A 21876-nucleotide genomic window follows, 5' to 3' on the forward strand; every position below is an offset into this window, starting at 1 on the left:
TTTCGCATGACATCGGCGAGCGGGTTTTACTTGACCCGCATGCCCGGCTTCGCGCCGCTATGCGGCTCGAGAATGTAGAGACGCGGTTCGGCCTTCTCGTCGGCGGAAGACGCCGCGAGCACCATGCCTTCGGACATGCCGAACTTCATCTTGCGCGGCGCGAGGTTCGCAACCATCACCGTGAGCTTGCCCTTGAGGTCTTCCGGCTTGTACGCCGAACGGATGCCCGAGAACACGTTGCGCGTCTTTTCCTCGCCCACGTCGAGCGTGAGTTGCAGCAGCTTGTCCGACCCTTCGACGATATTGCAGTCGACGATCAGCGCCACGCGCAGGTCGATCTTCGCGAAGTCGTCGATCGAGATGACTTCCGGCGTTTCATCGGCGGCCGGCTTCTTCGCTTCCTTGGCGGCCTTCGACTTCTTGTTCGCATCCGCAGCCGCGGCGGTGGGCGCATCGGTCGCCTGCAGCGAATCGCGGTTGGCGGCGAGCAGCGCTTCGATCTGCTTCGGATCGACGCGCGTCATCAGGTGCTTGTACGCGTTGATCGGCTGATGCGACGAGAGCGCCTTGCCTGCATCGGCCCAGGTCAGCGGCTTGATCGCCAGGAACTGTTCGACGCCTTCTGCGAGCGTCGGCAGCACCGGCTTCAAAGCGAGCGAAAGCAGGCGGAACGCTTCGAGGCTCACGCTGCAGGTTTCGTGCAGCGCCACCGGGTTGGCCGGATCCTTGGCCTGCTCCCACGGCTTGGCCGTATCGACGTAACCGTTCACGGCGTCGGCGAGTTCCATCGTCTGGCGCAGCGCGCGGCTGTATTCGCGCGCTTCGTAGTGCGCAGCGATTTGCGCAATCGCGCCGCGCAGTTGCTCGAGCAGCGGATGCTGCATCGCGCTATCTTGCACGCGGCCGTCGAAGCGCTTGATCAGGAAGCCCGCCGCGCGGCTTGCGATGTTGATGTACTTGCCGACGAGGTCGCTGTTCACGCGCGCCTGGAAGTCTTCGAGGTTCAGGTCGAGGTCTTCCATCGTGCTGTTGAGCTTCGCGGCGAAGTAGTAGCGCAGCCACTCGGGGTTCAGGCCCGTGGTCACATAGCTTTCCGCCGTGATGAACGTGCCGCGCGACTTCGACATCTTCGCGCCGTCCACGGTCAAAAAGCCGTGCGCGAAGACGTTGGTCGGCGTGCGGTGGCCCGAGAACTGCAGCATCGCCGGCCAGAACAGCGTATGGAAATACAGGATGTCCTTGCCGATGAAGTGGTACTGCTCGGTCTTCGAGCCGGCCTTCACCCATGCCTCGAAATCGAGGCCGCGCTGCTCGCACAGGTTCTTGAAGCTCGCGTAATAGCCGACCGGCGCGTCGAGCCACACGTAGAAGTACTTGCCGGGCGCGCCCGGAATCTCGAAGCCGAAGTAGGGGGCGTCGCGCGAGATGTCCCAGTCGGCGAGCTTCGATTCGCCCGACTCGCCCAGCCATTCGCGCATCTTGTTGGTCGCTTCCGGTTGCGCGAGGCCGCTCACCCAGCCGCGCAGGAAGTCTTCGCAGCGCGGGTCCGAGAGCCGGAAGAAGTAGTGCGTCGAGGTCTTGCGGATGGGCGTCGCGCCCGAGACCACCGAGTACGGATTCTTCAGGTCAGTGGGCGCGTAGGTCGAGCCGCACACTTCGCAGCTGTCACCGTACTGGTCCTTCGCGCCGCACTTCGGGCACTCGCCCTTGATGAAGCGGTCCGGCAGGAACATGTTCTTGACCGGGTCGTAGGCCTGCTCGATGTCGCGCGTCTCGATGAAACCCGCTTCCTTGAGCGCCAGATACACCGACTCGGAGAGCACGCGGTTCTCTTCGGAGTCCGTCGAGTAGTAGTTGTCGAACGACACGCCGAAGCTGTCGAAGTCGCGCTTGTGCTCCTGCCACACGCGCGCGATCAGTTGCTGCGGCGTGAGGCCTTCCTTCTCCGCGCGCAGCATGACGGGCGTGCCGTGCGTGTCGTCGGCACCGACGTAGTAGACCTCGTGGCCATGCATTCGCAGCGCGCGAACCCAGATGTCCGTCTGGATGTACTCGACCAGGTGGCCGATGTGGATCTGGCCGTTGGCGTACGGCAGAGCAGACGTAACGAGAATCTGGCGGCGGCCGCTTGGATTGGCATGCGCGCCGGCTGCTGCGAGGTCGGTGGCGGGTGCTGACATAAGTGAGGGGAAGTCCGATATTGCGGGGGAAAGCGCGATTTTAGCAGGGCGGGCGCAGCGCCGTTCGGCGAGCCGGTGGACGCTCGTATGCGCAATGCCTGGAGGGCGCGCGGGCTGCGCAAGCCGCGGTGATGCTGCGATGCACAAATTGCAGCCAAAAAAAACCGGGGCAAGATTGGCCCCGGAGCAACAACGACAAGAGGAGAATGGTGACGCGGCGGCACTGCCGCACACGTACCGTAAAGACAGACAGCACGTTTTCCCGAGAGTTCGAAAAATTTTTCGATTCTCTTCCAATGCGTTGAAGCGGGGGTCGGATGGCCGTCCGGCAAGGGTTGCGGACGCGTCTTCGGGGCGCTCGAAATGCAAACGGGACGGCATGATTGCCGTCCCGCTGATGCGTCGCTGTTTTTGCTGCGCAGTCGCCGGCAACCGCGTTCCCGGCGACTGCGTCGGGCCAGCTTAGCCGCCCTGGTGCTGCGACGTCGCGCGCAGGTACATTTCCACGCGACGGTTAGCAGCGCGGCCCGCTTCGGTGTTGTTGTCGGCGATCGGTTGCGTATCGCCGAGGCCTGAGGCCGACATGCGCTGCATCTGAATGCCGCGCGAAGCGAGGTAGTTCACGACGCTCTGGGCGCGGTTGACCGACAGCGTCTGGTTGTAGGCGGGGGAGCCCGTGTTATCCGTATGGCCGACCACCTGCGCAACGACTTCCGGGTTCTGCTGGAGCGTCTGCGCGACCTGGTCGAGCACCGGCGCGAACGACGGCTTGATCGCGTAGCTGCTGGTGTCGAACGTCACATTGCTCGGGATGTCGAGCTTGAGCGAGCCGTCCGGCTGCTCGGTGATCTTCGTGCCGGTGCCCTTGGTGGCGCCCGTGAGCTTGTTGTGGATGTTCTGCCAGTTGTAGCCGGTGATGCCGCCGACCAGTGCGCCAGCGCCAGCGCCGATTGCCGCGCCCTTGCCGCCGCCGAAGATGGCGCCGATCGCCGCGCCCGTGCCTGCGCCGACACCGGTGCCGACGGCCGTGTTGGTGCCCTGCTGCGTCGCGCAGCCGGCGACGAGCGCGCCGGCCACGGCGAAGACGGACAGGCGAGTCAGGATTCTTGTGTTCATTTGCTTTCCTTTCTTGAGTGGAACGGACGCTGCCCGCGGCGTTCGCGGCCCCGCATGCGAACAGGGTCTTCGAACGGTGCGCGGCGGCAGCTACTACAATGACGCCTTGAGGTTGGCGCCGCCAGGCGAAAAGCCGCTGGGTCGCGGCTTCGAGACCCCCTGGTCGGCACACAAAATCGATGCTGCCGCGAAGCGTGCCCTGCCGGGCAATTTTGCGCAATGCAGCTTAACAATTTCTTTCGATTTCCGGCGCGTAGGCGATCAGTCCTCACTCGGATCGGCGCTAACGCAGACCGGCATTCTCCCCACGGAGTTTCAATGAGCATAGATCGGGCTTTGGTCGACGCCGCGCTCGCGGCCTTGACGGATCCGAACACGGGTCATCCCTACACGGTGGCCAAGGGCGTGCGCAACGTCACCGTCGATGGCGATACGGTCGGCGTCGAGATCGTGCTCGGCTATCCCGCGAAGAGCCAGTTCGACGCGGTGCGCGCGCAGATCGAGGCGGCGCTTGCCGCCGTGCCGGGCGTGCAGGCGAGCCGCGTCGCGGTCAGAAGCGAAATTACCGCGCATACGGTACAACGCGGCGTGAAGCTGCTGCCCAACGTGAAGAACATCGTCGCCGTGGCCTCGGGCAAGGGCGGCGTGGGCAAGAGCACGACCGCCGTGAATCTCGCGCTCGCGCTCGCCGCCGAAGGCGCTTCGGTCGGCGTGCTCGACGCGGACATCTACGGCCCTTCGCTGCCGATGATGCTCGGCATCGAGGGCCGCCCCGAGTCGCCCGACGGCCAGTCGATGAATCCGCTCGAAGGCCACGGCGTGCAGGCCAACTCGATCGGCTTTCTGATCGAGCAGGACAACCCGATGGTCTGGCGCGGCCCGATGGCGACGTCCGCGCTCGAGCAGCTGCTGCGTCAGACCAACTGGCGCGAGCTCGACTATCTCGTGGTCGACATGCCGCCGGGCACCGGCGACATCCAGCTCACGCTCTCGCAGCGCGTGCCCGTCACGGGCGCCGTGATCGTCACGACGCCGCAGGACATCGCGCTGCTCGACGCGAAGAAGGGCCTCAAGATGTTCGAGAAGGTGGGCATTCCGATTCTCGGCATCGTCGAGAACATGGCCGTGCACATCTGCTCGAACTGCGGCCACGCCGAGCACATTTTCGGCGCGGGCGGCGGCGAGCGCATGGCGAAGGAGTACGGCGTGGAAGTGCTCGGCAGCCTGCCGCTCGACATCGCGATCCGCGAGCAGGCCGATTCGGGCCACCCGACCGTGGTGGCCGCACCCGAGGGGCCGGTGGCGGCCACCTATCGCGCGATCGCGCGCCGCGTGGCGATCCAGATCGCCGAGCGCGCCCGCGACATGACCTCGAAGTTCCCGACCATCGTCGTGCAGAACACCTGAGCGCCGGTGCGGGCCGCCGCGCTCGTGCGGCGCCCCGCGCATGGGGACAGATAGGCGCGCGACGCGCCGCGTGCGCGGTATCATGTGGGCTTCATCGGGTCCGGTATGGCGGCAGCAACGGGGCTGCCGCCGCCCGGCAAGAGGATCGCATGGATAAAGGACACGACAGGCAAGCGGGGAATGCGCAGGTCGTCAGGATGATCGCCCTCGTCACGCTCTGCGGCTGCGCGCTGCTGGCGGGCTGCACGAGCTTCATGGGGCAGCAGGAGAAGCGCGCGGTCGCCCAGTTGCTGCCCACTGTCGGCAGCCAGGTGCGCGGCACGGTTTCGTTCGTCGAACACTCGGACGGCGTGCAGGTGAGCTACAACCTCGCGGGCCTGCAGCCCGACAGCGATCACGCATTGCAGGTGCACGAGCGCGGCGACTGCAACGCCACCGACGCCTCGAGCGCCGGCGCCGTGTTCGCGCCCGCCGCGGAGCGCCTGAAGCCCGGCGTGCGCGTGGAAGGCGATCTCGGCAATATCCATGCGGATTCGAACGGCGTGGCGTCGGGCTTTATCGTCGCACCCGACGTCTCGCTCGACGGCGTGCGCTCCGTGCTGCAACGCGCGGTGATCGTGCACCGGGACGCCATCGACCCGTACGCGTACCCGCAGCGCGGCACCGGCCCGGCGCTCGCCTGCGGGCTGATCCGCGCCCAGTGAGCGCGGCGTTTGCGCCGGCGCGAAACGCAGTTCCAGGCATGGCGATCCACATCGCGTAAAATAGGCGCCTTTCGCACGCGGCGTGCGCCCGGTGGGCCCGTCCGCATGCTTTCCCGACCCGAATTTCTCGTCAAGTAGCGAACATGGCAATCAAGTCCGACAAGTGGATCCGGCGCATGGCCGAAGAGCAGAAGATGATCGAGCCGTTCGTGCGCGATCAGGTCCGTATGTCGGAAGACGGCCGCAAGATCGTGAGCTACGGTACCTCGAGCTACGGCTACGACATCCGCTGCGCCGACGAATTCAAGATCTTCACGAACATCAACTCGACCATCGTCGATCCGAAGAACTTCGACGAAAAGTCGTTCGTGGACTTCAAGGGCGACGTCTGCATCATCCCGCCCAATTCGTTCGCGCTCGCGCGCACGGTCGAGTATTTCCGCATTCCGCGCAACGTCCTGACCGTATGTCTGGGCAAGTCGACCTATGCGCGCTGCGGGATCATCGTGAACGTCACGCCGTTCGAGCCCGAGTGGGAAGGGTACGTCACGCTGGAATTCTCAAATACGACACCTTTGCCTGCGAAAATCTACGCGAACGAAGGGGTGGCGCAAGTGCTGTTCTTCGAAAGCGACGAGATCTGCGAGGTCTCGTACGCGGATCGCGGCGGCAAGTATCAAGGCCAGCACGGCGTGACCCTGCCGAAGACCTGACGAACCAGACCCTGCCACCGGACACAACGACATACGGGGACCGCTGCGCGTCATATGCAGCGGTCGTTTCTTTTGGAGAATCGCCCATGAAGTTCCGTTTTCCCGTCGTCATCATCGACGAAGACTTTCGCTCCGAGAACATCTCGGGTTCCGGCATCCGCGCGCTGGCCGAAGCCATCGAGAAAGAGGGCGCGGAAGTCCTCGGGCTGACGAGCTACGGCGACCTCACGTCGTTCGCGCAGCAGTCGAGCCGCGCCGCTTGCTTCATCCTCTCGATCGACGACGACGAGCTCCTGCCCTACGTCGAAGGCTCGGACGAGGAAGCGCCCGAGCACGCCCCCGCGATCGTCGCGCTGCGCGCGTTCATGGAAGCGGTGCGCAAGCGCAACTCGGACATCCCCATCTTCCTGTACGGCGAGACGCGCACCTCGCGTCATCTGCCCAACGACATCCTGCGCGAGCTGCACGGCTTCATCCACATGTTCGAGGACACGCCGGAGTTCGTCGCGCGCCACGTGATTCGCGAAGCGCGCGTGTATCTCGACGCGCTGGCGCCGCCGTTCTTCAAGGAACTCGTCAAGTACGCCGACGAAGGTTCGTACTCGTGGCACTGCCCGGGTCACTCGGGCGGCGTCGCCTTCCTGAAGAATCCGCTCGGCCAGATGTTCCACCAGTTCTTCGGCGAGAACATGCTGCGCGCCGACGTCTGCAACGCGGTCGAGGAACTCGGCCAGCTGCTCGACCACACCGGCCCGGTCGCGGCCTCGGAGCGCAACGCGGCGCGCATCTTCAGCGCGGACCACGTGTTCTTCGTGACCAACGGCACGTCCACGTCGAACAAGATCGTCTGGCACGCAACGGTCGCCCCCGGCGACATCGTGCTGGTGGACCGCAACTGCCACAAGTCGATCCTGCATGCGATCACGATGACGGGCGCGATTCCCGTGTTCCTCACGCCCACGCGCAACAACTTCGGCATCATCGGCCCGATTCCGCGCGACGAGTTCAAGCCGGAAAACATCCGCAAGAAGATCGAGGCGAATCCGTTCGCCCGCGAGGCGCTCGCGAAGAATCCGAACGTGAAGCCGCGTATTCTCACGATCACGCAGAGCACGTACGACGGCGTGGTCTACAACGTCGAGATGATCAAGGATCTGCTCGGCGACATGCTCGACACGCTGCACTTCGACGAAGCCTGGCTGCCGCACGCCGAATTCCACGAGTTCTACCAGGACATGCACGCGATCGGCGCGGGCCGTCCGCGCACCAAGGCGCTGGTGTTCGCGACGCACTCCACGCACAAGCTGCTCGCCGGCATTTCGCAGGCCTCGCAGATCGTCGTGCAGGACTCGGAAGACAGCGCGTTTGACCGCCACCGCTTCAACGAGGCGTATCTGATGCACACGTCGACGTCGCCGCAGTACGCGATCATCGCGTCGTGCGACGTGGCCGCCGCGATGATGGAAGCGCCGGGCGGCCCGGCACTGGTGGAAGAGTCGATCGCCGAAGCGCTCGACTTCCGCCGCGCCATGCGCAAGGTGGACGCCGAATACGGCGACGACTGGTTCTTCCAGGTTTGGGGGCCGGACGAGCTGGCAGAAGAAGGCATCGGTTCGCGCGAAGACTGGATGCTGCGGCCGAACGATCACTGGCACGGCTTCGGCGCGCTGGCGGAAGGCTTCAACATGCTGGACCCGATCAAGGCGACCATCGTCACGCCGGGTCTGGACGTCGACGGCGAATTCGGCGAGACCGGCATTCCGGCGGCGATCGTGACGAAGTACCTGGCCGAGCACGGCATCATCGTCGAGAAGACGGGCCTTTACTCGTTCTTCATCATGTTCACGATCGGCATCACGAAGGGCCGCTGGAACTCGATGGTCACCGAACTCCAGCAGTTCAAGGACGACTACGACAACAACCAGCCGCTGTGGCGCGTGCTGCCCGAGTTCGTCGCGCAGCATCCGATGTACGAGCGCGTGGGCCTGCGCGATCTGTGCCAGCAGATCCACAGCGTCTACCGCGCCAACGACATCGCGCGCCTCACGACCGAGATGTACCTCTCGAGCATGGAGCCGGCGATGAAGCCTTCGGACGCCTTCGCGAAGCTCGCGCACCGCGAGATCGACCGCGTGCCTGTCGACGAACTCGAAGGCCGCGTCACGTCGATCCTGCTCACGCCGTACCCGCCGGGCATTCCGCTGCTGATTCCGGGCGAGCGTTTCAACAGGACGATCGTGAATTATCTGAAGTTCGCGCGCGAGTTCAACGAGCGCTTCCCGGGCTTCCATACCGACATCCACGGGCTCGTGGGCGAGACCATCAACGGCCGCATCGAGTATTTCGTGGATTGCGTGCGCGCCTGAACGCGCAAGGGAGGGGAATGTTGGGTGGTTCATCGGCGCGGCTAGCGCGTTACTTTGCTGCGATGGTATCGACGCTGTCGGCGATTTCGGCCGCCACGGTGCTGTTCGCCGTGGCGCCGGCGGCGCGCGCCGAGGTTGCGGCGGCCGATCCGATCGATACGGCCATGCGCACCTGTCTCGCGCGCGCGGACCGGTCGTCGACGGCCGGGCAGATCCAGTGCATGGACGACGCGCGCAGCGCATGGCGCAAGGCCGCCGACAACGCGCTCACGCAACTGCTCGCGAAGCTGCCGGCCGCGCAGCAAAAGCGCTGGCAGCTGAGCCAGCAGAAGTGGGCGTCCTGGCGCGACGCCGAAGACACCATGCTCGGCGCCGCGTTCGCGACCACGAGCGGCAGCACTTACCAGCTCTACGAGGCGGACATGCGCCTGCAGCCGGTGCGCGATCGCGCGCTCGCGCTGCGCAACCAGGCGACGACGTACGACGGCGACGCGCCGAAGGTGCGCGCCTGCAGCGCCGACGCGCGCTGCGAACACGTGAGCTACGACCTCAATCGCTACTACCGTCAGCTCTATGCGCGCATGCCGAAGCACGCGCGGCCTGCGGTCTCGCGCGCGCAAAGCGACTGGCGCGCGTATCGCGACGCGACCACGCCGCTCATCGACGAGCATGCGCGGCTCGATCTGCTAGGCGGGCGCCTCGCGACCTTGAAGCGCCTCGCCGAAACGGTGAACAACCACTGAGGCCGCGCCTTCAGTCGAGGATGAACTGCTCCGGCGCGCGCGCCGGCAGCGCGGTAGGCTCGCCCATCAGGTCGTGCAACGCGACCTCGATGCCGGCCGACATCAGGTTGAGCGCGAGGTCGTTGTCTTCGGTGCCGAACGGGTCTTCGAGCTGCGAGGCGATCGCCTCGTGGGCCATGAACGCGTAGGCCACGAACACGGCGAAGATCGGCGTCAAACCGCCGATGCTGTCGACGAGGCCGAACGGCAGCATCGCGCAGAAGAAGTACACCGTGCGATGAATCATCACCGTATAGGCGAACGGCAGCGGCGTGGAGACGATGCGCTCGCATCCGCCGATCACATCCGAAATGCCATTGAGATTGTGCTCGAACGCGAGCACCGCGTAGCCGTCGAGGCGACCTTCGCGCGTCTCGCGCTGGATCCATTCCGAGGCGCACAGCATGAGCGTAGCCGGGCGATAGCGCGACGCCATCACGCGCGCGAACAGCGCGGGCGGCAGGCGGGGTTCGAGATCGGCGCGCGGGTCGGTGTTGCGCAGTTGATGGCGCAGTGCATGCGGCAGCGCAGCGAGCAGACTCATCAGCTCGCGGGCCCGTTCGCGCGTGGCGGCTTCGTCGCCGCTGCACGGGAGCGTCAGTGCCTGGCGCACCAGCGAGCGCGTTTCGTTGAGCATTTGCCCCCAGAGCTTGCGGCCTTCCCAGTAGCGGTCGTAGCTCGCGCTGTTGCGAAAGCCGAGAAACACCGCGAGCGCGATGCCGATCAGCGAGAACGGCACGGTGCTCAGGTTGACCGTGAGCTTGAGGATGTGATCGTGCGCGGCCACTGCGATGATCGACAGGACCAGCACGATGAACAGGCGCGGCAGAAGTTGCGGCAGCACGGAACCGCGCCACGCGAGCAGCATGCGGAACCAGTGGAGGTGAGGGCGGACGATCATGGGGCAGGTGGTGGGAGCGAAGACGAAACCTGACGGAGCGAGTCGTCAGTATGGCGCGGGATCGTAGGCCATGGCGCGCGACTGCCGGGCGCACACTTCCGCCATTTTGCTGCGGGTACAGCGCGCTGTCATGTGTGTCCTCGAGCGCCTGGTCGCCTTGTGCGCCGCCCAAAAACAAACCGGGCGCGCGACGTTGTCCGTCGCGCGCCCGGTTAGGCTTTGAGTGCGGGCGTTTTCCACCCGCCATGCTGCGCTTACTTCAGTGCCGCGCGCGCTGCCGCGATGGCCGCACGCACCTGCTCCGGCGCGGTGCCGCCCGGATGGTTGCGCGCCGAGACCGAGCCTTCGAGCGTCAGCACTGCGAACACGTCTTCGGAGAGCAGGTGCGAGACGGCCGGCAGTTCGCGGCGCATCTCGTCGAGCGTGAGGTCGGCGAGATCGCAGTTGCGGTCCACGCAGATCCGCACCGCGTGCGCCACGGCTTCGTGCGCGTCGCGGAACGGCAGGCCCTTCTTGACGAGGTAGTCGGCCAGATCCGTGGCCGTGGAGAAGCCTTGCAGCGCCGCCGCGCGCATCGCCTGCTCTTTGACCGTGATGCCCGCGACCATCTCCGCGAAGATGCGCAGCGTGTCCGCCACGGTATCGACGGTGTCGAACAGCGGCTCCTTGTCTTCCTGGTTGTCCTTGTTGTAGGCGAGCGGCTGGCCCTTCATGAGCGTGAGCAGCGCCATGAGATGGCCGTTCACGCGGCCGGTCTTGCCGCGCGCGAGTTCCGGGACGTCCGGGTTCTTCTTCTGCGGCATGATCGACGACCCCGTGCAGAAGCGGTCGGCCAGATCGATGAAGCCCACGCGCGGGCTCATCCACAGCACGAGTTCTTCCGAGAAGCGCGAGACGTGCGTCATCACGAGCGCGGCCGCCGCCGTGAATTCGATGGCGAAGTCGCGATCGGACACGGCGTCGAGCGAGTTGGCGCAGATGCCGTCGAAGCCCAGCGTCTTCGCCACGGCGAAGCGGTCGATCGGATAGCTCGTGCCCGCGAGCGCCGCCGCGCCGAGCGGCAGACGGTTCACGCGCTTTCGGCAATCCACCATGCGTTCGGCGTCGCGCGTGAACATTTCCACGTAGGCGAGCAGGTGATGGCCGAAGGTGACCGGCTGCGCCACTTGCAGGTGCGTGAAGCCCGGCATGATCGTGCCCGAGTGCTGTTCGGCGAGGTCGAGCAGCGCGCCGCGCAGGTCGCCGAGCAGGCCGCCGATGCGGTCGATCTCGCCGCGCAGCCACAGGCGGATGTCGGTCGCGACCTGGTCGTTGCGCGAGCGGCCCGTGTGCAGGCGCTTGCCCGCGTCGCCGATCAGGGCGGTCAGACGTGCCTCGATGTTCAGGTGTACGTCTTCGAGGTCGAGCAGCCATTCGAATTCGCCGCGCTCGATCTCGCCCTTGATCTTCGCCATGCCGCCCTGGATGGCGGCGAGGTCGTCGGCCGAGATGATCTTCTGCGCGGCCAGCATCGACGCGTGTGCGAGCGAGCCCTCGATATCGACGAGCGCGAGGCGCTTGTCGAAGAAGACCGACGACGTATAGCGCTTGACCAGCTCCGACATGGGTTCGGAGAAGCGAGCCGACCAGGCTTCGCCTTTTTTGTGCAGTTGGGACGTCATGGTGATGGGGCGTGAACGAGCAAGCGGTGAGAAGGCGTGCCGCGCGGCGCATTGCGCTGCATTGCGTCAAGCACGGCGGGAAAGATCACGATTTTAACATTGGCGCTCTGCCGCAACGCCGCCAGGCGGCCCGCGCCGCTCAGAGCCGCACCAGCACCACGAGCTTGAGATCTTCGCGGTGCGCGGGCTTGAAGGTGATCTGGTCGTAGGCGATGCGGCCGTGGCGCGGATGGTTGAACTCGCGCCGGCCGCCCTCGCGCTCGAACACGTCCTGCGAGGCCCAGAAGCGCGCGAAGTCGTCGCTCGCGGCGATCAGCGAGTCGATCAGCGCGCGCGTGGGCGCGTCGTTCAGGTGGCGGATGGAGTCGGCGCGGAACTCGGCGGCCAGGCGCCGCGCGCGCGTTTCCCAGTCGACGATCAGCTCGCGCCCGAGCGGCTCGGTGAACGTGAAGCGCAGCAGGTTGCGGTCGTGCTCGCCGTCGAGCCAGCCCGTGAAGAGGTCCGCCGCATGCGCATTCCAGGCGAGCGCGGTCCACTGGCGGTCGAGCACGTAGGCGGGGGCGTCCACGAGTTTCACCGTTTGCAGCAGCGTGGCGGGCGCGTCCGCGGCGGTGGCCGGATCGGGCTCGGCGGGGTCGCGCTGCGCGGCCAGCTCGAACAGATAGGCGCGTTCGGCGCGCGAGAGCCGCAGCGCGACGGCGATGCGCGCGAGCGCGTCCGCCGAGGCCGAAACGGGGCGGCCCTGCTCGATCCACGTGTACCAGGTCGGGCTCACGCCGCACAACTGTGCGACTTCCTCGCGGCGCAGGCCGGGCGTGCGGCGGCGCGGGCCCGGCGGCAGGCCGACCTCCGCGGGCGAAAGACGCTCGCGATGGGCGCGGATGAATTCGCCCAGCGCGCGGGCGGGCGTCGCGTCGAGGGTTTTGCCGGCGGCGGCGGGCGAAGCCGGGGAGGGCGTGTCGAGGCTCATTGGGCGTGGGGCTAGTGGCGGCGATACCAGAATAATCGCTTAACTTGTACTGGTACAAAACGGCCTCTATTGTAGCGGCTGACGTGGCGACGGGCCGCCTCGTCAGCCAGCCCGGAGATTGCAGAACCCTCGGCGTGCGGCGCTTGCCGCTTCGCGCCCCACATAAAGCACCGCATAAGAACCCGCAAAAGGAGCATGCGATGAAGCATCACGATCAGGTCGCCGACGCATTCGGCTCGACCGCCGCCGCCTACCTCACGAGCCAGGTCCACGCGAGCGGCGCGGATCTGGAGAACCTCGCCGCGACCTTCGCGGCCACCTGCGGCAATGCGACGGTGCTGGACATGGGCTGCGGCGCGGGCCACGCGAGCTTCGCCGTCGCGCCGCACGTGCGCGAAGTCGTGGCCTACGACATCGCCCCGCAGATGCTCGCCACGGTCGAAGCCGCCGCGAAGGAGCGTGGCTTGACGAGCGTGCGGACGCAGCAGGGCGCGGCGGAAACGCTGCCGTTCGCCGACGCGAGCTTCAACTGGGCCGTGAGCCGCATGAGCGCGCACCACTGGCGCGACGTGCCGCAGGCGCTGGCCGAAGTGCATCGCGTGCTCAAGCCGGGCGGCCGGCTCAAGTTCATCGACATCGCGGGCATCGACGATCCGCTTTACGACACGCATATTCAGGCGATCGAACTGTTGCGCGACGCGTCGCACATTCGCGACTACCGCGCCGACGAGTGGCTCGCGATGCTCGACGCCGCCGGCTTCGACGCGAAGGTGAGCGAACGCTGGCGCATTGCGCTCGACTTCGATACGTGGGTCGCGCGTATGCGCACGCCGCCGGAGCGCGTGACGGCGATCCGCTCGATGTGGGAGCGCGCGCCCGATGAAGTGCGCCAATACTTCGATGTGCAGAGCGATTCGTCGTTCAAGCTCGACGCCCTGATGATCGAGGCGACGCGGCGCGATTGACGCTCGCCTGAGGCAATAAAAAACGGCGTCGTGACCGCGAGGGCACGACGCCGTTTGCACATCAGCACAGTTCGAACGCTCAACCCGTATTGCGCAGCCCCGCCGCAATCCCGTTGATCGTCAGATGAATACCGCGCCGCACGCGCGGGCTCGGGTCGCCGGCGCGATAGCGCTTGATCAGTTCCACCTGCAAGTGATTCAACGGATCGAGATACGGGAAGCGGTTCTTGATCGAGCGCGCGAGCAGCGGGTTGTCGGCGAGCCGAACGGCCGCGCCCGTGATCTCGCCGAGCACCTTCGTCGTGCGCTCCCATTCGGCCACGATGCGCTCGAACACGAGCTTGCGCAGCTTCTTGTCCGCGACGAGCTGCGCGTAGCGCGAGGCCACCGCGAGGTCGGTCTTCGCGAGCGTCATGTCCATGTTCGAGAGCAGGTTCGAGAAGAACGGCCAGGTCTTGTACATCTTCTTGAACATCGCAAGACGGCGCGCGCGCTCGGCGTCGCTGCCCGCATCGTCGAGATACGAGGCGACCGCGCTGCCGAAGCCGTACCAGCCCGTGAGCAGCAGGCGGCACTGGCCCCACGAGAAGCCCCACGGGATCGCGCGCAGATCGTCGATCTTGCGGTTCTTCGGGTCCTGCAGCTTGCGCGAGGCCGGGCGGCTGCCGATGTTCAGCTCGGCGATTTCCGTGATCGGCGTGGAGGCGAAGAAGTAGTCGGTGAAGCCGGGCGTCTCGTAGACGAGCGCGCGGTAGGCGGCCATCGCGGCGTCGGAGAGCGATTGCATCGTCTCTTCGAATGCGGGCAGCTGGTCGGGCGCGTTGCCCGCCCCGCCCAACGGCAGCAGCGTCGCTTCGAGCGTCGCGGCGATCACCGTTTCGAGGTTGCGGCGGCCGATCTCCGGATTGCCGAACTTGCTCGCGATGACTTCGCCCTGCTCGGTCAGGCGGATCTGGCCTTCCACCGTGCCCGGCGGCTGCGAGAGGATCGCGTTGTAGGTCGGGCCGCCGCCGCGGCCCACCGTGCCGCCGCGGCCGTGGAACAGACGCAGCGTGATGCCGCGCTGCTTGTACAGCGCGACGAGCGCCAGCTCCGCGCGGTACAGCTCCCAGTTCGAGGTGAGGAAGCCGCCGTCCTTGTTGCTGTCCGAATAGCCGAGCATGATTTCCTGCTCGTTGCCCTGGTGCTCGACGATGCCGTCGAGGCCCGGCAGCGCGAGCAGGTCGCGCATGATGCCCGGCGCGTGGCGCAAGTCGGGAATCGTCTCGAACAGCGGGATCACCATCAGCGCGGCCTTCGCGGGGTCTTCCGCGTGGCCGAGGCGTCCGCTCATGAGGCCGGTTTCCTTCTGCAGCAGCATCACTTCGAGCAGGTCGGAAACCGTTTCGGTGTGCGAGATGATGTAGTTGCGCACCGCGCGCGCGCCGAACTTCTCGCGCGTCACGCGCGCCATTTCCAGCACGCCCAGTTCGCTCTTCACGAGCTCGGAATAGTCGAGGTACGGCGAGCGCAGCGTGCGCGGATCGGCGAGCTGCGCGAGCAGCACGATCTGCTTGTCTTCTTCGGAAAGCGCCGCGTAGTCGGCTTCGACACCGGCGCGTGCGAGCAGCTCGGTAATCACGGCTTCGTGGATGTCCGAACTCTGGCGCAGATCGATCGAGGCGAGATGGAAGCCGAACACGTCGACGGCGCGCATGAGCGGCGCAAGCCGCGTGGTGGCGAGCGACGCGCCGTGATGCTCGGCGAGCGAATCCATCAGGATATGCAGGTCGTGCGAGAACTCGTCCGCATCGGCGTAGGGCTTGGCGCGCACGGGCGCGGCGTTGCGGCCCGCGCTGCGCACGGCCACCACGCCTTCGCCCAGCCGCACGCGCGCGCTCGCGGCGACGCGCGTGTACACGCCGATCAGCGCGCGGCGATACGGCTCGTCCACGCGGTGCGGCGACTGGTCGGGCGAGGCTTCGGCCAGCGCCTTGAGCTCGTCGCTTGCGCCCGCGAGCAGGTTCGACACCGAAAGCTCGGCGCCCAGGCGGTGCACTTCGTCGAGGTAGTGCTGCAGGATCACCTGCGCCTGGCGCTCGCTCGCCTCTTCGAGCGTGGCGGCGGTGACGTTCGGGTTGCCGTCGCGGTCGCCGCCGATCCAGCTGCCCATCTGGAAGAAAGCGGGCAGGCGCGCCGAAAGACCGTGCTCCTTCAGCTGCGTTTCGATCTCGCTGTAGAGCGCCGGGATCTCGGTGAGGAAGGTCGTGTGGTAATACGAAAGCGCGTTTTCGATTTCGTCGCCCACGGTCAGGCGCGAGTCGCGCAGCATGCGCGTTTGCCAGAGCGAGGTCACGCGCGCGCGCAGGAGCGACTCGTTGTGCTCGAGCTCGCGATGCGTGAGCGGCTGGTCGCGCTCGGCGAGCAGGCGCGCGATGTCGTGCTGCGAGTCGAGCGTGCTCTTGCGCTGCACTTCCGTGGGGTGCGCGGTGAGCACGGGGACGATCAGCGCGTCGTTGAAGAACTGCTGGAGCACCGGCGTCGCGGCCGCGCCCGCCAGCGCGAGACGTTCGAGCGAATGCGCGATGGTGCCCGCCTGCGGCGCCGAGCCCGCGAGGTCGTGAATACGGCGGCGGCGGTTGCGGTGGCGATCTTCAGCGATGTTCGCAAGATGCGAGAAGTAGCTGAACGCGCGCACGACCGTCACGGTCTGCTCGGGCGAGAGCGCGCGCAGCTGCTTGTCCAGCGCGAGCGCGTCGGCGTTGTCGTCCTCGCGGCGAAAGCGCACGGCGGTCTGACGAATGGTTTCCACGACGTCGAACACGGCGTCGCCTTCCTGCTCGCGCAGCACTTCGCCGAGCAGGCGGCCCAGATAGCGGATGTCTTCGAAGAGCGGCTGGTCCTTGTCGTCGCGCGCGCGGCCATTGCGCGGAGCGCCGGCGCTCGCTTTCGGAGCCTTCGCCGCCTGCGCGGCCTTCGTCGCTTTTTCGGCCTTCGGCGTCTTCGCCGCCTTGACAGCCTCGGCGGCCGGTTGGGTCGTCGTGGATTTCGTGGTCTTCGTGGTCTTCGTCGTTTTCGCCGGTTTCGTGGACGGCGTGGCCGATGCGGCCTTCGAAGTTGCGTTCTGCGATGCGGTGTTGCGGCGCTCTGCGCGCGCCGAGCCTGAAGACTTCACGATGTTTTCCTTGAGGCTTGCCAGGATATGGGCAGGTTAGTCGGAGAACTGCCAACTGCATGGCCGCGGCGCGTGCCGGGCCGTGTACTGCGGGTGCAACCTGGAGAGGGTGGAAGGTGCCACCCTGCGCGAGCCGTGCGGATAGGGCAGAGGCGGCGCGGCCCGCCAATGGCGGTGCGCCGGGTGCAGGCCTTGCGGGAGAGTGCGCCGCTGCGAGGGCGAGCGCAAGCCGAAGCGGCGCCGCGCGGGCCGCGTATGTGCCAGCCGCATGCCAGACGCGCGCCAGTTTGCCTACGATGGGTATAGTAAGCGCCGCTGCAACGCCTGAGTCTCTTCCTTGCCGCCGCCCGCGCCCTGTCAGCCTGTCCCTGCGGGGAGGCGGTAAAAAGGGCGCGTGCTAACATTGCCTGTTATCCGATCCTGCTTTTCATCCCGTCATTCGATGTACTTGCCATGAACTCCGAGACGTTATCCGCGCCCATGCCCCGCACCCTGGTGATCGCTTCGCGGGAGAGCCGCCTCGCGATGTGGCAGGCCGAGCATGTGCAAGCTGCGCTGCACAAATTATATCCAGCCTGCGACGTGAAAATTGTTGGAATGACGACACGCGGCGATCAAATTCTCGACCGCACGCTCTCGAAGGTGGGCGGCAAGGGTCTTTTCGTGAAGGAACTGGAGCAGGCGCTCGCCGAGGGCCGCGCCGATCTCGCCGTGCACTCGCTCAAGGACGTGCCGATGGAGCTGCCCGAAGGCTTCACGCTCGCGGCCATCATGGAGCGCGAGGACCCGCGCGACGCGTTCGTCTCCAACGACTACGACTCGCTCGCCGCGTTGCCGGCGGGCAGCGTGGTGGGCACGTCGAGCCTGCGCCGCGAGTCGATGATCCGCGCGCGCTATCCGCATCTCGACGTCAAGCCGTTGCGCGGCAATCTCGACACGCGCCTCGCCAAGCTCGACCGCGGCGATTACGCGGCCATCATTCTCGCGGCTGCGGGCCTGAAGCGCCTTGGCCTCGGCGCGCGTATCCGCGCGCTCATCGAGCCCGAGGACAGCCTGCCGGCGGCGGGCCAGGGCGCGCTCGGCATCGAGATCCGCGCCGATCGCGCCGATATCGCCGCATGGCTCGCGCCGCTGCACGACGACGCCACCGCGAAGGCAGTCGAAGCCGAGCGCATGGTTTCGCGCGCACTGGGCGGCAGCTGCACGGTGCCGCTCGCGGCCTACGCGCAGTGGCACGACGGCAAGCTTGCGCTGCGCGGCACGATCGCCACGCCCGACGCGAGCCGCGTGCTCGCCGCGCAGGAGGCCAGCGCCGCGTCCACGGTCGACGAGGCCATGGCGCTCGGCCGCCGCGTTGCCGACGACCTCATCGCGCAGGGCGCGCTCGAGATCGTGCGCGCACTCGCGGACGCGGCGCAGGCCGCCGATGGCCCGAATACGGCGCCCGCCAGTGGCGCCGCCGCCCACAACCCAACCGGCACGGGCGAAGGCCCGGCCTCCAGATGATGGCCGGCCCCAGGCACCCGTACGGCAACCCCAGCCAGCCCGACGACTGGGGCGGTCCGGGCGACGCCTCCGCCGGCGCGAAGCGCGCGTCGACGGCAAGCGGCGATAACAGCAACGGTGGCAATGGTGACGGTAAGCCATTCACCGTCGTGATTACCCGGCCGGCCGGTCAGTCGGATGGTCTCGCGGGGCAACTCGCGCAGCACGGCATGCGCACGCTCGACTTCCCGCTCATCGCCATTGCGCCCGTGACCGACGAAGCGCCGCTGCGCGCCGCGCTCGGCGCGCTCGAACGCTATGCGCTCGTCGTGTTCGTTTCGCCGAACGCCGTCGATCGCGCGTTTGCGTGCTATGCCTCGGTCTCGTCGATCTGGCCGCCCGCGCTGCCCGTGGCCGTGGTCGGCCCGGCGAGCGTGGCCGCGCTCGAGCGGCACGGCGTGGCGGCACCCGACCATCGCGTGGTGAGCCCCGCGGGCGCGGGGGACGAAGAGCCCGCGCGTTTCGATTCGGAGTCGCTCTACGCGGCGCTCGAAAAGAGCTTCGGCGTGGACGCCTTCGCGGGCAAGTGCGTCCTGATCGTGCGCGGCGATGGCGGCCGCGAGTGGCTCGCCGAGCGTCTGCGCGAAGCGGGCGCCGAAGTCGAGACCGTGGCGGCCTACCGCCGCGTCGTGCCCGAGCCGCCCATCGCCGCCTGGACCCAGGTGCACGCGCTGCTCGAAGGCGCGCCGCACGCATGGCTCGTCACGAGCTCCGAGGGCGTGCGCAACCTGGACGAACTCGCGCGCGAGCACCTCACGGCGGGCGAGATCGTCGAGCTGCGTCATGCGCCGCTCGTCGCGCCGCACCCGCGGATCGCCGAGACGGCGCGCTCAATGGGTTTTGATAGGATTACGGTGTCCGGCGCGGGCGACGAACGCATCGTCGAGACGCTGCTAGGCCTCGCTTCTTCCGTTGTTCAACCGGTTCAGAACACTCCGGCCCAGGCGCCGACCAACCCACGCATGACAGATTCGAACAACTCAAGCAGCACAGCTAACCAGGGCGCCGTCGCGACGGGCGCGTCGGCATCGGGCAGCGCATCGGCGCGGCCTTCGTATGCGTCGTCGGGCGCGGGCTCTTCCGCGCCGCTGACGCCGCCGCCGGGCGCGGGCAACGGGCGGCGCGGCGCAGGCTCGGCGCTGCTGTGGCTCGTCCTGGTGCTGGTCGCGGCGGGCTCGGGCGCAGGCGGCTATTTCCTCAATCGCAAGGTCGACAACCTCGGCATGCAGGCCATTCAACGCCAGCAGGCGAGCGAGCAGCAGACCGCCGCGCTGCGTGCGCGCGCCGACCAGGCCGTTGCGGGCGCACAGCAGGTCGACAAGCAGATCGCCCAGCTCGAAGGCAAGATCGCCGACGCGCAGAATTCGCAGCAGGCGCTCGCGCAGCAATACGCCGATCTGTCGAAGAGCCGCGACGACTGGACGCTCGCCGAAGTCGGCCAGATGCTGTCGAGCGCGAGCGAACAGCTCCAGCTCACGGGCAACACGCAGCTCGCACTGTTCGCGCTGCAAAGCGCCGACACGCGCCTCGCCGCCTCGGACAACGCGCAGGCCATCGCCGTGCGCAAGGCGATCGCGCAGGACATCGACAAGCTCAAGGCCGCGCCGTCGACGGACCTCACGGGTCTCGCCATCAAGCTCGACACCGCGCTCGGCCAGATCGACTCGCTGCCGCTTTCGGGCGAGGCGATCGTCGCGCATACGAAGCCCGAGGCTGCGCAGCCCGCCGATATCGCCCAGGTTGCCGCGGCGACCAACCAGCCGAAATGGAAGGTGTGGATCAACACCTTCGTCGACGGCGTGGGCAAGCAGATCGCGAGCCTCGTGCAGGTGCGCCGCATCGACAACGCGGACGCCATGCTGGTGTCGCCCGATCAAGGCTACTTCGTGCGTGAGAACCTGAAGCTGCGTCTGCTGTCGGCGCGCCTCTCGCTGCTCTCGCGCAACCAGGAAACGCTCAAGTCCGACCTCGCGGCCGCCGACGCCACGCTCGCACGCTACTTCGACGGCGCGTCGAAAGACACGCAAACCGTGCGCGGGCTGCTCAAGGAAGTGAACGACGGCTCGGCCGCCGTTGCGCTGCCCACGCTCGACACGAGCCTGAAGGCGATCCAGCAATACCGGAGCCGGGGGTAAGACATGGCGATCCGTGGACTCCTCTGGCTCGCGCTTCTCTTCGCGATCGCCGTCGCGCTCGCGACCGTCGGGCGCTTCGACACCGGGCAGGTGCTGCTCGTCTATCCGCCGTATCGCGTGGACGTCTCGCTCAACCTGTTCGTGGTCGGCATCGTGGTGGCGTTCCTGCTGCTGTACGCGATCCTGCGATTCGCGCGCAACATCGTGACGATGCCGCGCCGCGTGGCCGCCTACCGCGCGCGCATGCGCGCCGAGAAGGCGCACTCCGCACTGCGCGACGCCGTGGGCAATCTCTACGCGGGCCGCTTCTCGCGCGCCGAGAAAGCCGCGCGCGATTCGCTCGCCGACGCGAAGAACACGAGCGCCGCGGGCCTGATCGCCGCGACGGCCGCGCATCGTCTGCATGAATACGCGCGCCGCGACGAATGGCTCACCCAGGTCGACGACCCCGACCTCCAGGAAGCGCGCCTCATGGCGACCGCCGACATGCGCGCCGACGGCCGCGACGCCGATGGCGCGCTCGCCGCGCTCACCGAAATGCGCACGCAGGGCGGGCGCCGCATCCACGCGCAACAGATCGCACTGCGCGCGCAGCAGCAGCTCAAGAACTGGAGCGAAGTGCTCAAGCTCGTGAAGACGCTGGAAAAGCGCGAGGCGTTGCACCCGGCCGTGGCCGTGCGCCTGCGCCAGCTCGCGGCGGAAAATCTGCTGCGCGACCGTCGTCACAACGCCGATGCGCTGCTCGAGCTGTGGCAGTCGCTCTCGAACGTCGAGCGTCACTCGCCGCGTCTCGCCGACTGCGCCGCCGAACTGCTGATCGCGCTCGATCGCCAGGCCGACGCACGCAAGATCGTCGAGGAAGCGCTCTCGCAGAACTGGGACGCGCGTTTGCTGCGCCGCTATCCGGACACGGCGGGCAGCGACGCGCTGCCGCTCATCCAGAAGGCCGAGGCGTGGCGCAAGGAACGTCCCGAGGACGGCGACCTGCTGTTCGCGCTGGGCCGTCTGTGCCTGAAGCAGCAACTGTGGGGCAAGGCGCAGTCGTTCCTCGAAGCCGCGCTCAAGTCCGCCGACGCCACGCAGAACGAACCGCTCAAGATCCGCTCGCATCGCGCGCTCGCGCGCCTGCACGAGCAACTTGGCGACGGCGAGAAGGCGGCTTCGCACTACCGCGAAAGCGCACTGTCGATGAACGTGGTGTAAAGCAGCCCGCCACGAATCAGAAGCCGCAACGAAAACGGCCGCCTGCAAAACAGGCGGCCGTTTGTTTTGGCTGA

The 21876-nt window shown here is 67.1% G+C and carries 15 protein-coding genes; 9 read left to right on the forward strand and 6 right to left on the reverse strand.

From position 1 onward, the window contains the following. Nucleotides 1-26 precede the first annotated feature (26 nt). Nucleotides 27-2180 carry a methionine--tRNA ligase gene (gene metG, locus AB4Y35_RS11760; RefSeq protein ID WP_368704512.1) on the reverse strand — a complete coding sequence of 718 codons (2154 nt, stop codon included), beginning with the start codon at nucleotides 2178-2180 and terminating at the stop codon, nucleotides 27-29. Nucleotides 2181-2642: 462 nt separating this feature from the next. Continuing rightward, on the reverse strand, nucleotides 2643-3296 hold the full coding sequence (locus AB4Y35_RS11765; RefSeq protein ID WP_368691928.1) for an OmpA family protein: 654 nt from the start codon (nucleotides 3294-3296) through the stop codon (nucleotides 2643-2645). Nucleotides 3297-3614: 318 nt separating this feature from the next. On the opposite strand from AB4Y35_RS11765, the gene apbC reads away from it, so the two are divergent. From apbC to AB4Y35_RS11790, 5 genes are all read left to right on the forward strand, one after another. Further along, complete coding sequence (gene apbC / locus AB4Y35_RS11770) at nucleotides 3615-4703, forward strand: iron-sulfur cluster carrier protein ApbC (protein ID WP_368704513.1); 1089 nt, start codon at nucleotides 3615-3617, stop codon at nucleotides 4701-4703. 149 nt (nucleotides 4704-4852) lie between these two features. Continuing rightward, on the forward strand, nucleotides 4853-5407 hold the full coding sequence (locus tag AB4Y35_RS11775; RefSeq protein WP_342920927.1) for a superoxide dismutase family protein: 555 nt from the start codon (nucleotides 4853-4855) through the stop codon (nucleotides 5405-5407). A gap of 143 nt (nucleotides 5408-5550) precedes the next feature. Next, nucleotides 5551-6120: a dCTP deaminase gene (dcd, locus tag AB4Y35_RS11780; protein WP_028207739.1), complete on the forward strand. Its 570-nt coding sequence runs from the start codon at nucleotides 5551-5553 to the stop codon at nucleotides 6118-6120. A gap of 86 nt (nucleotides 6121-6206) precedes the next feature. Further along, a complete protein-coding gene (locus tag AB4Y35_RS11785; protein ID WP_028207738.1) occupies nucleotides 6207-8486 on the forward strand; it encodes an arginine/lysine/ornithine decarboxylase in 2280 nt (759 codons plus the stop codon). Between the two features lie 62 nt (nucleotides 8487-8548). Further along, a complete protein-coding gene (locus tag AB4Y35_RS11790) occupies nucleotides 8549-9229 on the forward strand; it encodes a lysozyme inhibitor LprI family protein (RefSeq protein WP_368704657.1) in 681 nt (226 codons plus the stop codon). A 10-nt stretch (nucleotides 9230-9239) separates the two neighbouring features. Here AB4Y35_RS11790 and AB4Y35_RS11795 read toward each other — a convergent pair whose 3' ends face one another. The 3 genes from AB4Y35_RS11795 to AB4Y35_RS11805 all read right to left on the reverse strand — a co-directional run bounded on the left by AB4Y35_RS11795 (nucleotide 9240) and on the right by AB4Y35_RS11805 (nucleotide 12800). Further along, nucleotides 9240-10169 carry a bestrophin family protein gene (locus AB4Y35_RS11795; RefSeq protein WP_368704514.1) on the reverse strand — a complete coding sequence of 310 codons (930 nt, stop codon included), beginning with the start codon at nucleotides 10167-10169 and terminating at the stop codon, nucleotides 9240-9242. A gap of 254 nt (nucleotides 10170-10423) precedes the next feature. Next, nucleotides 10424-11830 (reverse strand): argininosuccinate lyase, encoded by a 1407-nt coding sequence (gene argH / locus AB4Y35_RS11800; RefSeq protein ID WP_342920930.1) that lies wholly within the window; start codon nucleotides 11828-11830, stop codon nucleotides 10424-10426. 139 nt (nucleotides 11831-11969) lie between these two features. Next, nucleotides 11970-12800, reverse strand: a complete 831-nt coding sequence (locus AB4Y35_RS11805; protein ID WP_368704515.1) for a helix-turn-helix transcriptional regulator — start codon at nucleotides 12798-12800, stop codon at nucleotides 11970-11972. A 200-nt stretch (nucleotides 12801-13000) separates the two neighbouring features. Here AB4Y35_RS11805 and AB4Y35_RS11810 point away from each other — a divergent pair, with 200 nt between their 5' ends. Next, nucleotides 13001-13765 carry a methyltransferase domain-containing protein gene (locus tag AB4Y35_RS11810; protein ID WP_368704516.1) on the forward strand — a complete coding sequence of 255 codons (765 nt, stop codon included), beginning with the start codon at nucleotides 13001-13003 and terminating at the stop codon, nucleotides 13763-13765. A gap of 79 nt (nucleotides 13766-13844) precedes the next feature. Here AB4Y35_RS11810 and ppc read toward each other — a convergent pair whose 3' ends face one another. Next, nucleotides 13845-16919 carry a phosphoenolpyruvate carboxylase gene (gene ppc, locus AB4Y35_RS11815; RefSeq protein WP_368704517.1) on the reverse strand — a complete coding sequence of 1025 codons (3075 nt, stop codon included), beginning with the start codon at nucleotides 16917-16919 and terminating at the stop codon, nucleotides 13845-13847. A gap of 453 nt (nucleotides 16920-17372) precedes the next feature. On the opposite strand from ppc, the gene hemC reads away from it, so the two are divergent. The 3 genes from hemC to AB4Y35_RS11830 are packed head-to-tail and all read left to right on the forward strand — an operon-like array spanning nucleotide 17373 to nucleotide 21802. Continuing rightward, complete coding sequence (gene hemC, locus AB4Y35_RS11820) at nucleotides 17373-18425, forward strand: hydroxymethylbilane synthase (RefSeq protein WP_368704518.1); 1053 nt, start codon at nucleotides 17373-17375, stop codon at nucleotides 18423-18425. Beyond that, a complete protein-coding gene (hemDX, locus tag AB4Y35_RS11825; protein WP_368704519.1) occupies nucleotides 18422-20599 on the forward strand; it encodes a fused uroporphyrinogen-III synthase HemD/membrane protein HemX in 2178 nt (725 codons plus the stop codon). Before hemC ends, hemDX begins: the two co-directional genes overlap by 4 nt. A gap of 3 nt (nucleotides 20600-20602) precedes the next feature. Further along, nucleotides 20603-21802, forward strand: coding sequence for a heme biosynthesis protein HemY (locus AB4Y35_RS11830; RefSeq protein WP_368691918.1), 1200 nt, complete (start codon nucleotides 20603-20605; stop codon nucleotides 21800-21802). The last annotated feature ends 74 nt before the right edge of the window (nucleotides 21803-21876 follow it).

It is taken from the genome of Paraburkholderia sp. EG286A (genome assembly GCF_040965375.1).
GTDB lineage: Bacteria > Pseudomonadota > Gammaproteobacteria > Burkholderiales > Burkholderiaceae > Paraburkholderia.